Consider the following 13,516-nt stretch of genomic DNA (forward strand, 5'->3'; position numbering starts at 1 on the left):
GTAGCACGCGAACAGTCATCCCGTCAGCAGGCAGTCCCTCACTTCGTTTATTGATATGACTTGAAGTTTACATCGGTGACAAGGGCTTCTTTGTTACTTTTACGGTTGTTGTCCGTGTAACTCATCTGACTTTCAAAGGATAAACGAAGAGGCAGACTGCTCTTCCGATCTACCGTGAGATGATATACCGTCTGCACGCTCGCTTGTTTCATCATCTGTTGCATCGTTGTTTCACCCTGTTTCCAAACTTTCTCCAGATCCTGCTCAAGCTTCTCCTTACGCGCCCCTTTCACCGAAGCTGCCTTATGCATATATTCTGCCCGAATGGCGTTCATCTCGTCGTTTAGCTGGGTCACAGCCCATGATTTGGCGTCTTCCGGTGCAAGTTCAATCCGTAATGTTCTGGTTCGACGACCAGCGCCATACTCCGATTGAATGGTTTTGTGCATCCCATCGATCTTCTCCAATTGGGCAATTGGGTTAAAACGAGAAAGAGACCCACGCAGCGGCTCATGCTGCGCTGACAATGCCATCCATTGCCCTTGTTTCCGCTCGAAAGAGGCGCTAAACCCACTGGGCTGTCCATTATTTTTTACGGCAGTTGTTTGAATGCCTGTCCCCACAGCAGTTACTTCTCCAGGTAATCGGGTCTGAAGGGTCATACGATCATGATTCTCCAGCTTGCCTTCGAATTTGAACTGATTCTCAAACAGCCCACTGTTTTCCCGTCGAAGTCCTGCCTCTCCTTCAAAACTCAACGTTTCTTTTCCTGCTATCCCCGATAAAGCCAAGGAAAAAACCTCCTCAGGCGTTTGATCTCGCTGGATTAATCCACAACCCGGAACACCAATAATCACGATGCTCACAAATAACCATAATGTACGTACCGAATGGCGGTTAAACATGTCTATCTTCATCCTTCCGTGAACTTTCTCCATAGATTGCCCCGCCCGTATACGCTTATACTTCCTTCTACACACAACTTGATTCTCCCATGCACAAAAAAAAGAGAACGACTCCGCAATTGGAATTGTTCTCTCTTAACGTGTTACATTCTGTTCCTCTACAACGATTCTGTTCCGACCACCATTCTTGGCGCTGTACAAAGCCATATCAGCCCGATAAAACAAGGACTCTACACTGACCTTTTCATCCATCCAATTCCACTCTGCGATGCCACTGGATACCGTAACGGGCGGTCTGGTCTCTTCTGCGACTCTCTTTCGAATCACTTCCGCATAATCTAACGCCTGCCTTACACTCACCTGTGGCATATAGATCGCCAGTTCTTCTCCACCCCATCTGGCACAGACATCCTCCGAGCGAACAGAGCTCGTGACGATCTCACTCACTTGCTTCAATACTTGATCCCCCGTCTGGTGTCCGAATGTGTCATTCACCTGTTTGAACTGATCAATATCCACCACTATGAGGGAGCCACAGAATTCATGAGCCTGTCGCTCGTGAATTACACTATCCAGATAATGCCTCACATACAGACCTGTCAACATATCCAGATTAGCCAAGCGCCGAACCTCGGCATGCAGCGTGGCATTTGACAGGGCAAGCCCGATATGAATGGATAACATCTGCAAGAGCCGATAGTTATCATATGAAAAGTAATGCTCTCTACTATGTCCCAACAAAATGGCACCCTTCACTTCACCATTAACTCTGATCGGTGATGCAATAAGTGACATGGATCCCGTATCTTCCATGAAAAAGGAGGACACTTTATCATATTGCGCATAATTGACTATAATAAGCGGTTCCTCTGTTCGATAGATCAAGCCTGCGATACCGTAGTCTACAGAAAAGGATTGGTGAAAAACATCTTTCACGTTAGATGACATCACTTCGAAGTCATTGGTACTGTCATTGAGTTGAAGAATGCAACACGTTTCAGCCTGGAATATTTCCTTTAACTCTTGCTCGGATAATTGATAAATCTCCGAAAGATGGAGGCTCTTGTTCAACCGCTGTGTAAGATCATTAATTAAACGGAGTTCCTGAATTAACATATTGGATTGTTCATGCAACTTGGCGTTCTCAAAGGCCGTTCCGGCAGTGTCTACCATCATCGTAATCAATTGCAAGTCCGATTCTTCCATAATCTCTTCATTCATTTCGATATGGAACACACCGTATATGCCTTGTTTGCCTTTCAGCGGAATCCCTACATCTACAATGCGGTTCTCTGCATCATGTGAGCGAGCAACAATCAGCTTACCTTCCATAAAAGAACGCACACAAATATCTTCTCCTCGCTCGTGGACAAGCAACGGTTTAATCCGTGGATCAGAGTTGCTCTGATCCTGAGACATATACAATTCGATATAAGTGGCCGGGTACAAGTAATCCATACTGTCAAATACCTCATCCAATATGGCCTCGACATCCATTTTGTCATGCATTCTCTGAACAATCTGAAAGAGGATGGACCTCCGGTGTTCCTCACGGGCTGTTTGTTCATGAGCATGTAACAGGTCCGTCATAAATATGTATTCGAATCTTCGGTAAAAGCAGGTGTGATAATGCAATGCCTCAGATTGAACCACAGCTTCAGACGTTTCATATCCATTGGATTCATAGATCACAGCAGTGAATACGGCAAACATATCCTTGTTAGTTCTGGAGAATAAGGGATGTGTTATTATAAGATATTCTCCGTGTTCGCTTGTCCCTTTAAGGGACAGGACCTGTCTCTTATCCAAACATTCCAATACCAGCCTGCGTGCATTTACGCCCGGATCAGCTTCATGATCGCTATCGTATCCTATGCAATCACCTTCTGTGTTCCACACGCTGTAAAAGGTTGATGGTCTGGCCAGCATTGAACCCACTCTGGAGTTCCAGTCACTGTATGCCTGCTCTAGCAAGCCGCCCAAATATGAAAAATCAAAAGGTGTGATATCCATTTTTTGCATCCACAACACATGCTCATCATGAGAACGAGGAGCGGCAAAAGATGCGGAATCGCCCGAACTTCTTGAATTCAAGCTGGCAGGTAAACTTCTTAGATGTTCTAACATGTCAGGCGCTCCTTTGCACCGTTTTTGCATCCACCAGGATGCATTAATCTGCAGACGTTATCGCAAACCTGCAAATCCGTTGCGATAACCTTGTTACATAAAGATGATTTAAAGTTAAGATACAATCTATTTTACTCTGTTTAAACCTTTTTTGCATCCATATTTCAGAAAATTGTCCCATTATTTTAGGCCCAATGACCTATCGACAAATTTAGACGTTTTTTTCTTTTATTCTGCGCTTGACTTTGTTTCTCTTAAACTGTAATATAAATTGTTGATGAAGACTACTAAATGGGTCTTTAAATTTGGGCATTACCGGTTGTGTCACCCTCATTCTTTTTGTTGCTTTCAGGACAGCGGCTGAACTTTCCTGATCGTTCTATGCGAGGCCAAGCCCGCATCAACAAATTGGAGCGCAAACAGAGCCCTAATATGAACTTTAACTAAAAAGGAGCTACTTTAAACATGGCACGTTACACTGGTCCTAAATTTAAATTGAGCCGTCGCCTCGGCATTTCCCTTAGCGGAACAGGCAAAGAATTGAAACGCCCTTTCCCTCCAGGTCAGCACGGAGCTAACCAACGCAGAAAAATGAGCAACTACGGTATGCAATTGCAAGAAAAACAAAAATTGCGCCACATGTACGGTTTGGGCGAGAAGCAATTCCGCACACTGTTCTCTAAAGCTCAAAAAATGCAAGGTATTGCCGGTGAGAACTTCATGTTCTTGCTTGAGTGCCGCCTTGACAACCTCGTTTACCGCCTTGGGTTTGCTAACTCCCGCGCTGGAGCGCGTCAGTTGGTAGCACACGGTCACGTAACTGTAAACGGCAAAAAAGTCGATATCGCTTCTTACCAAGTAAGCACTGGTGATGTAATCGGCTTGCGTGAGAAGAGCCGCGCTCTTTCTTCCATTAAAGAAGCTTTGGAAGGCCGTTCGCATCTTCCAGCATACGTTGAATACAACGAAGCAGCTGTAGAAGGTAAATTCATCCGCTTGCCTGAGCGTGCTGAATTGTCCCAAGACATCGATGAAAAACAAATCGTCGAGTTCTACAACCGTTAATCGTTGCAATCACATTAAAGTTTCAATCCAAACAGCTGTCGAGATTTTCTCGGCAGCTGTTTTTCTATGCTTTTTTTTAATTATCTTCATTATAGGAACGTAAATAACGATATAAAATATAGACTCCCTTCAGGAGAAGCACACATCCATATATACATCACAAGAATGACATCGAGGGGGATTAAACATGCATTTTTTTCGCAATCGCAAGCTCGCTGTTAAGCTTGGACTTTTACTCGGGATCGTATTACTCTGTTGTATTGGAGCCCTGATTGCATTTAATACCAAATCCATTTACGACAAAAGCCTCCAGTACGGCGAAACCGTTGCTGGACAGGCAGCAAACCGGGCTACGAATGAGTTTATGACTGACATTAATCAGGTTAAAAACACGTTGGACACCATGAGTACCACGTTATTGGATGCCGCTCAGAACGGATCACTCAACCGTGAAGAAGTCGTCAGACTCCTTGAACAATATCTGAAGAAGGACGAGAAAGTTTTTGGCTTTTATACGGGCTGGGAACCAAATGCCTTTGATGGAAACGATGCGGAGCACATCAACAAAAAAGAATATGATGATGGTACGGGTCGATTCGTTCCATACGTTATACGTGATGGCAACTCCCTGCATTTTGAGCCTATGCCTACTTATGAGGGAAGCGGTGAAACCAGTACTTACTATCAGCAACCAAAGAAAACCAAATCCATCTATTGGTCCGAGCCTGTTACCTATACGGTTGGTGGTAAAGAAACACTGCTCGTTTCGATTGTCCTCCCTCTATTAGATGAAAACAAAAATTTTCTGGGCATTGTTGGGGCCGACTTTACCATTGATCGTTTTCAGCAAAATATAGCATCACTTAATCCGGATCAGGGTTATGCCATGCTTATTACTAGTGAAGGACAGATTGCTGCACACGGCTCCAAACCGGAACTGGCTAATGAAGGTGCCGTAATTCCATCTGAAATGAAGACAGTCATTCAGCGTATACAGTCTGGCGAATCTCAGTTTTACGCTACGGACCCTGAATTAGGTGAAGAACTGTTTATTGCCGAGCCCGCCAGGTTACAAGGAACGGATTCAAACTGGTACCTTGTATCGGCGCTGCCAAAGAGCCATATCCTTCAACCTTTCTATGACAGCTTGAACTGGTCCATACTGATTGCAGCACTGGCAGTACTTATGCTTGCAGGTGTCGTTACCTACACTATCGTCTCCATTGTAAGGCAGTTGAATCAAGTTAATATCGTCGCTGGACAGCTGGCTGGCGGAGATTTGACACAAAAGTTACCTGTACGATCCAAAGATGAATTTGGCATCATGGCGGGTCATATGAATCAGATGATGGATACATTGCGACATACCATATCGGTTATATCCGAACATGCTTTATCTGTCGGCTCCACCTCTCAACAGTTGACCGCAGGTGCCGAAGAAACAGGTAAAGCAGCCGAACTGATTGCATTAACAGGAGTCGAACTTGCAGATAAAGCAGGTAAACAGGTGCAGGAGCTGCAAGAGTCCTCCCGTTCCATGAATGAAATATCTGCAGGGATCGGAAGAATTGCAAAGGCCGCCTCCGATGTATCCGATTCATCGCGAACTGTGGCCGAACGAACAACCATCGGAACGGATAAAATTCAGTCCGCTATGCGTATGGTCGATAGTGCCACTTCTTCTGTGCAGACGTCGATGACCGCACTGGAGAATTTCCGCCAACGTTCGGAAGAGATTGGCCATATTACAGGCATGATCACAGAAGTTAGCCGTCAAACCAACCTACTTGCACTTAATGCTTCCATTGAAGCATCGCGAGCAGGTGAACACGGGCGCGGGTTCGGTGTTGTTGCTTCCGAGATTCGTAATCTGGCTGAACAATCCAGAGTATCAGCAGCGCAGATTGCAGCGTTAATTCATAGCGTTCAGCAAGAGGTCCTTTCTCTCGTTGAAAATATGGGACATGGGAATGCCGAGGTGAGCCATATAGCGGAAGTGATTAATGAAAGTGGTGAACTATTCCTCTCCATTTCATCACAGATTACAGATGTTAATGAGCAGATTGAACATGTCTCAGCCATTGCACAGCAGATGTCAGCTGGATCACAGCAGGTTGATGCCACGTTAGTGCAACTCAAAACCATTGGTCATGAGACAGCAGATCATGCAACTCGTGTTGCCTCTGCCTCTGAAGAACAACTCGCATCCATGGAAGAGATTACGGCGGCATCTGCCTCACTGGCTAATCTTACGCAGGAGCTATTGGAACTGATTCAACGCTTCAAAACCTAATGTAGAAGACCTCCAAAACGACAAGTCATTCAGGCCACCCTATGCACCTCAGCATGGAGGTGGCCTGTTTATTTTGGCTTACAACTCATGAAATGTGCTTCAATATCGCATGATATATAGCATAATGCATGGCAGAATGGCAAATTTCGACCATTACTTGTATTTCTCAGGCATGCAAACCCGCCTTTTTATGCTATAATAAGTGCTGTTAAAAGGAGGAAGACACTGAATGGTTGATGTTAATAAGAAAAAGCCCGATGAACAGCCTGTACGCAAACGCAGTTTTGCCCGCAGACTGGGAAGTTTCGTCAAATGGATGGTTGTCCTTGGATTTATGGGGGCACTATTTGTAGGCGGTGCTTTGATGGGATACGTCAGTTCCATTGTGAAAGACGAGCCTGTCCGTTCAAGGGCCCTGATTGAACAAAAAGTCAGCGAAAACTCCATCACAGGCTTTGCTTACTTTGCCGACGGCAGTCCGATCGGTCAATTACGTACGGAAGAAGACAGGCGTCCGGTCACTACAGACCAGATCCCACAAAAGGTTATTGATGCTGTCATTTCGATTGAAGACAATCATTTTTACGAACATAAAGGTGTAGACATGAGCGGAACACTACGTGCCGTGAAACAGAAAGTGCTGAAAGAATCAGTACAAACCGGCGGTAGTACACTGACTCAGCAATTGGCGCGTCGTGTGTTTTTGAATCTGGATCGCACGGAAGATCGGAAAGTGAAAGAAATTTTGCTCTCACTCCGACTCGAACGTTTCCTGACCAAAGACGAGATCATGACAGCCTATCTGAACAAAGTTCCTTTTGGTAATGGTTCCAGCGGATACAACGTTTACGGAATCAAGGCGGCCGCCAAAGGATTGTTCAATATTAACGATCTGGAAAAAATCAACATTGCTCAAGCTGCTTATCTTGCTGGATTGCCACAACTCCCCTCCTCTTACTCCGCTTTTAACGGTAAAGGTGATTTTGTAGAGGAGAATTTTGACCGCGCAATCAACCGTCAGCATCTGGTACTGCGCCGTATGCTTGAACTGGGCAAGATCAATCAGTCCGAGTATGACAAAGCTCTTGCTTTTGATATCAAAAGCTCACTTGCTCCGAAGACCATCAAGGCTTACAACACTTATCCATATCTTATGATGGAAACGGAACGACAAGCTGCACAGATTTTGATGAAACAGTTGAATTCCGACACAGCTGAATCTACTGACAAAGATACGGATGCAGACACACCTCAGAAGGAAAACAGTGCATTATTAGAGGAAGCTCAGACGCAACTGCGGACAGGTGGATATCGTATATACACGACCATCAACAAAAGTATCTACAAAACGATGCGTACCATTGCGGAAGATGACAGCAATTTCTCAGCAGATGATCCTGTCAAAGGAAAAGAACAAACTGCTGCCATGCTGATTAATCACAAAACCGGTGCTATTCTGGGCATGATTGAGGGACGGGATTTCCAGGATGAACAGATGAACTACGCAACGCAGATGATACGTCAGCCAGGTTCAACGATGAAACCTATTGCAGCTTATCTGCCAGCTCTGGATGAAGGTCTTGTCCAACCTGCTTCTATTATTGATGACTCACCGATCATTCTCAAAAATGGTCCGAGCGGCTACCACATTGCCAAGAATGCCAACAACCGGTATCAGGGACTGGTCACTGCCCGCAGAGCACTGAACTATTCTCTTAATATACCGGCTCTGAAGTTGTTTAATGAAGAAGTAGGGATCGAGAAGGCTTGGACCTTCTCCAAGAAACTGGGGATTACCACCATTCAGAAGGAAGACTATCAGGCTCAGACAGGTGTTCTCGGAGGTCTCCAATACGGTGTAACCGTTGAAGAATTAACCAGTGCCTATGGTGCTATCGCCAATAATGGTGTATACAACGATTCTTACATGATTAGCAAAATTGTAGATTCCAAAGGAAACATCGTTTATAAACACGATACTGAACCTGTCCAAGCCTTCTCGGAGCAGACAGCATACCTGATGACCGATATGCTGCGGACCGTTATTACAGAAGGAACGGCAGATAAAGTACGTGAGAATTACAAATATTCGAAGAGTGTGCCAATCGTAGGTAAAACGGGTTCCACTCAAAACTACGCAGATGTCTGGTTTGAAGGTTATACACCAGATGTCACACTTGGCGTGTGGGTTGGATACAAACAGCCAGTGAACACGCTGGAAAGTAAATCACAGAGAAAACGTGCGCAGCAACTGTGGTCGAAAATACTGAACGAAGTGATCGATTCGCAAAAAGATCTGTTTGTCACGGATTCGTTCAAAAAACCATCTGGCATCGAAACGCGCACGGTGTCGGCATACAGTGGCAAGTTACCAACATCCATGACTGACAAATTTGTTACGGATATTTTCAACAGCAAGTTTGTTCCGAAGGATAGCGATGACGGTGTAGCCAAAGCCAAGTACATTACTTACAATGGTGTAAACTATATTCCACGTGACGGAACACCTTCGGACATGTTGAAGGAAAAAACAGTAATCAAGCGTAAAAAACCAATCTCGGATCTCATCAAAGAATTGCAAAATGCATTCTCACGTATGAGTCGACATGAGTCACTTGCTTATTATCTTCCTGAAGATGCTGGTGCAGACATGCCAACACAGATTGATCCAAGGACAGATAACGGCAAAGCTCCTGATGCACCAGGTAACGTACGCATCTCAACCTCAGGTGACAGAGCTGTCATTACATTTAATTCCACACCTGAAAATGATGTCGTGGGTTATCGTCTGTACCGTTCTGTAAACGGTGGAGGATTCCAGAACCAGGGTCAGGTTGTCTTGTCCGGTGAATCCAGATCATTCTCTGCATATGCAGCGCAAGGCGGCAACTTCGCCTTCTATGTAACGGCAGTGGATGTTGCCGGCAGGGAGTCTGCTCCTAGCGCTACAGTAAATAGTGCTGGTGTAGCTCCTCCTGTGGAAGAAGAGATTGATGAACCGATTGAAGTTCCAGGTACAGTCATTACCCCTGGAGAAACGCAGACCGATAATACAACAACGACAGCTCCAGGCACACCTGGTCAAGTCAGCGTATCCGCCCTCACTCAAGGACTGCGTATTCAATGGGCATCCAGTCCAAACGCAGATAGTTATACTGTATATTACAGTGAAACAGGCTCGGCTCCTTACACCAAAATTGGAACAACAGCGGGAAATACCATGGATTATGGAGTACCCGCATCGACCAGTGGATGGTTTAAGGTATCTGCCAGCAACAGTGCGGGTGAATCCGAACCTTCTGCAGCCATACATTTTCAACCCTGATTCAGACATAGCGTTCCAAAACAAGCCGCATCCTCAGACTGTATCTGAGTGTGCGGCTTTTTATTTGTATTTACAGCAGCCAAGAAGCCTGCTTCATGCCATTGGCATAAAACAGGCTTTTACAATCCATTTTAATGGGTAGAGTCACCGGATTGACTTCTCGTAGAGTATTAGTCTCTCCCCACAGCCAGTTGTATTACCATCGATACCGACACATTGATGATCCTTGCACTGTCGTGTTAGTCTTCAATGGTGGATAGATCTCCTGTTGGCAGATCAAGCTCCCAGGCCTTCAGCACACGGCGCATGATCTTGCCGGAACGTGTCTTGGGCAGTTTATCCTTAAACTCAATCTCACGCGGAGCAGCGTGGGCAGACAGGCCCTCTTTGACAAAACGATAGATCTCTTCTTTCAGCTCCGGTGTCGCCTCATATCCTTCACGAAGCGCCACAAAGGCCTTGATGATCTCCCCACGTGTCACATCCGGCTTACCGATTACACCCGCCTCTGCTACCGCAGGATGCTCCACGAGCTTGCTCTCCACCTCAAAGGGGCCGATACGCTCGCCTGACGAATTAATCACATCATCAATCCGTCCCTGGAACCAGAAATATCCTTCTTCATCCATATAAGCGGAGTCACCGGATACATACCAGCCCGTAAGCCTGAAATACTCCTCGTATTTCACAGGGTTATTCCAGATCTTCGCCATCATGGATGGCCATGGTGCCCGTATGGCCAGATTACCCATACTGTACGGCGGCAATTCCTGCCCGCGATCATCAATAATCGCTGCTTCGATTCCAGGTAACGGACGTCCCATGGAGCCAGGCTTGATCGGCATTCCGGGATAGTTACAGATCAGCTGTGCGCCTGTTTCCGTCATCCACCATGTATCATGAATTCGCTGACCATAGGCTTTCCAACCCCAACGAACAACCTCCGGATTGAGCGGTTCACCGACAGACATGACATGACGCAGACTGCTCAGATCAAACTGGGCAATGGTCTCTTCTCCTGCTCCCATCAGCATACGGAAGGCCGTTGGTGCACTGTACCAGATCGTGACTTTGTTCTTCTGGATGGTGCTATACCAATCTTGAGGACTGAAACGACCACCCCGTATCACATTGGTCACTCCGTTGAGCCATGGAGCAAAGATACCGTAAGAAGTCCCTGTCACCCAACCAGGGTCAGCAGTGCACCAGTACACATCATCCTCACGTAAATCCAGGACAACTTTACCTGTATAATAGTGCTGAATCATGGCATTTTGAACATGGTACACCCCTTTGGGTTTACCTGTAGACCCTGAGGTATAATGAATAAGCAAACCATCCTCACGATTCAACCACTCTACTTCCATCTCATCCGAAGCGGCAGACATCTCTGCATCAAAATCGATGAGTCCTTCTTCAGTCTGCACGCCCCCACCCACAATAAATATATGTTTGAGTTCGGGCAACTCGGAACGTTTGATGCGTTTCAGTAATTCCGGCGTTGTCACGAGCGCTACTGCTCCGCTATCCTCCAGCCGATCCTTCACTGCCGTTTCCATAAAAGCTTCGAACAAAGGGCCCGCGATGGCTCCAGCTTTCAATATGCCCAGAAGACTAAAATACAGCTCAGGACTTCGTGGCATAAAAATAAACACCCGTTCCCCTTTGGCTATGCCATATTTGCGGAGAACGTTCCCGAACCGACTCGACTGTTCACTCAGATCAGCAAAAGTATAGGCCTCTTCGCGTGAAGCATCGCTATACAATAAAGCGGTCTTTCCTCCCCTTCCTTCCAGTACATGACGATCAATCGCTTCATGCGCCATGTTTACTTTTCCGCTGGCGTGCCACGTAAAGTGCCTTTCCACCGATTCCCAATCGAACCGGCTTCTCGCCTCCGTGTAATCGCCCAGATTAGATTCAGACACAACCGTTTGCAGCATCTCACCATGTGCTTGACTCATGCTTGCCAGCCTCCTTCAACTCGACATTTCGATTCCCGTTAGGGGTCATTTCTCATTGCCTTTGTGTTGACTGAACTTCCAGTTAGCGCTTACATTAGTAGAGAGAACTTCTCATCATGTACTTGCTCGGCCAAACAGATGTTAACTATACTGTATTGAATTGTGAACATTTTTTGTCTACGCAATTATAGCAAATCTTTTCAATTGTCGTCTATGGCTTTTCAATTTTTTGGATTTTTGCTATAGCGTTCTTTTGAAGAACAACCTCTATAAGTAGGAGAGAGAGGAGCATGAACCATGGAACATATCAAAAAACATCATATGCGTTCCATCTTCAAGTCCGGTCACCGAATTACAATTGAAGGTCCCGTGCAGGCCGAGGAGATAACCCGTCTTGCCTTCCATCCAGATCTGGATGCCTTTCGGCGCCCAACGGAGCAGCAGGAAGCTCTGGCCGAGATCGCAGCATTGCCTGAAGGGCGAATTATCATTGCACACGAAAATGAAACGATTATCGGTTATGTAACCTTTCACTATGCGGATGATTGTGAACGATGGTCCGAGGGCAACATGACTGATCTGATTGAGCTTGGAGCAATCGAGGTTGCGGACGACTATCGCTCGCTTGGCATTGGACGTGAAATGTTGCTTACGGCTCTGGAAGATAAATACATGGAGAATTACATTATTTTCACCACAGAATATTATTGGCATTGGGATCTGAAGGGCAGCGGACTAAACGTATGGGATTATCGTAAAATGATGGAGAGGCTTATGGAAACGATCGACATGACCTGGTATGCAACAGACGACCCCGAAATCTGTTCACATCCTGCGAACTGTTTGATGGTGCGAATCGGAAGTCAGGTGCCGATCACATCAGAAGAACAGTTTGATCGTGTACGCTTTCGCTATCGGTTCATGTACTAATTCAATGATCTGTTCGAAAAACGATATACATAACAAAAACCGCCTCTCGCAGCGTTGCTCCATACTTCATGGAACAGCTAATCGAAAGGCGGTTTTTCATGGATTTCGGATGGGTATTGCAATATAAGCTTATGTCATTACATATTTTCTAACATATGCTCCACAATACGGTGTGAACGCTGGGAAGATTCCACGGTAAATTCAGCAAAATTGACATGCGCCGAACCATCCGCTTTATCTGACATCCCACGCAGGACAACAAATGGTACTCGATTCATGTAACAGACCTGAGCAACTGCTGCCCCTTCCATCTCGGCACATGCACCGTCCATTTCGGTATATAACATATTAACCGTATCTTTATTTGCAATAAATTGGTCTCCAGATAACACTTTACCGATCAGATAATTGGCTCCCTGAGCTTTACATGCTTCTTCAGCCAGTGTAATAAGCGAAGCCTCGGCAGGGAATGCAGATGTTTCCTGGTAAGGGATAACCCCGCGTGCGAACCCCAGTGGCGTTACATCCATGTCGTGCTGAACACATACAGACGATATAACCATATCTCCGATGTTCAGATCGGGGTTAACTGCACCCGCAACACCTGTGAAGATAATCCGATTAACCTGAAAACGATCAATCAAGATCTGCGTCGTAACCGCTGCATTTACTTTACCTACGCCTGATTTGCACACGACAATGTGCTTGCCCAGCCACTCGCCTGCAACGTATGTAATGCCGGTTTGTTTAACCGTCTCAAGCTGCTTCATACCTGCCAGCAAAAGCTCGACTTCCTCATCCATCGCTCCGATAATCCCAATCGTTTCACGCATCTTCCGATACCTCCTGTTTTACTTTTAACCTCATTCAGCACAAAAGCTCCGTCTCCGGAGCTTTCGCATATCCA

At 45.9% G+C, this 13,516-nt stretch carries 8 protein-coding genes; 4 read left to right on the plus strand and 4 right to left on the minus strand.

All coding sequences use genetic code 11. The annotated features are described in order from the left end of the window. Nucleotides 1-47 precede the first annotated feature (47 nt). Both F0220_RS20525 and F0220_RS20530 read right to left on the minus strand, forming a co-directional pair. Nucleotides 48-905, minus strand: a complete 858-nt coding sequence (locus F0220_RS20525) for a hypothetical protein (RefSeq protein ID WP_105599631.1) — start codon at nt 903-905, stop codon at nt 48-50. A gap of 135 nt (nt 906-1,040) precedes the next feature. Continuing rightward, entirely contained in the window at nt 1,041-3,032 is a 1,992-nt protein-coding gene (locus F0220_RS20530; protein WP_105599633.1) for a sensor domain-containing diguanylate cyclase, read from the minus strand. 465 nt (nt 3,033-3,497) lie between these two features. Between F0220_RS20530 and rpsD the strand changes: the two genes are divergently transcribed. The 3 genes from rpsD (at nt 3,498) to F0220_RS20545 (ending at nt 9,715) form a co-directional block, all read left to right on the plus strand. Continuing rightward, nucleotides 3,498-4,097 carry a 30S ribosomal protein S4 gene (rpsD, locus tag F0220_RS20535; protein WP_076211410.1) on the plus strand — a complete coding sequence of 200 codons (600 nt, stop codon included), beginning with the start codon at nt 3,498-3,500 and terminating at the stop codon, nt 4,095-4,097. A 187-nt stretch (nt 4,098-4,284) separates the two neighbouring features. Continuing rightward, complete coding sequence (locus F0220_RS20540; protein ID WP_091014268.1) at nt 4,285-6,390, plus strand: methyl-accepting chemotaxis protein; 2,106 nt, start codon at nt 4,285-4,287, stop codon at nt 6,388-6,390. 229 nt (nt 6,391-6,619) lie between these two features. Further along, the gene (locus tag F0220_RS20545; RefSeq protein WP_105599634.1) at nt 6,620-9,715 is read left to right on the plus strand and encodes a transglycosylase domain-containing protein; all 3,096 of its coding nucleotides are present in this window, start codon (nt 6,620-6,622) and stop codon (nt 9,713-9,715) included. A gap of 239 nt (nt 9,716-9,954) precedes the next feature. Here the strand turns inward: F0220_RS20545 and acsA are convergent, their stop codons facing one another. Next, on the minus strand, nt 9,955-11,679 hold the full coding sequence (acsA, locus tag F0220_RS20550; RefSeq protein ID WP_105599636.1) for an acetate--CoA ligase: 1,725 nt from the start codon (nt 11,677-11,679) through the stop codon (nt 9,955-9,957). A gap of 297 nt (nt 11,680-11,976) precedes the next feature. Here acsA and F0220_RS20555 point away from each other — a divergent pair, with 297 nt between their 5' ends. Beyond that, nucleotides 11,977-12,609 carry a GNAT family N-acetyltransferase gene (locus F0220_RS20555; RefSeq protein WP_105599638.1) on the plus strand — a complete coding sequence of 211 codons (633 nt, stop codon included), beginning with the start codon at nt 11,977-11,979 and terminating at the stop codon, nt 12,607-12,609. A gap of 137 nt (nt 12,610-12,746) precedes the next feature. Here F0220_RS20555 and F0220_RS20560 read toward each other — a convergent pair whose 3' ends face one another. Then, nucleotides 12,747-13,442 (minus strand): 5'-methylthioadenosine/adenosylhomocysteine nucleosidase, encoded by a 696-nt coding sequence (locus F0220_RS20560; protein ID WP_091014256.1) that lies wholly within the window; start codon nt 13,440-13,442, stop codon nt 12,747-12,749. Nucleotides 13,443-13,516 lie beyond the last annotated feature (74 nt).

The organism is Paenibacillus sp. 37, from assembly GCF_008386395.1.
Lineage (GTDB): Bacteria > Bacillota > Bacilli > Paenibacillales > Paenibacillaceae > Paenibacillus > Paenibacillus amylolyticus_B.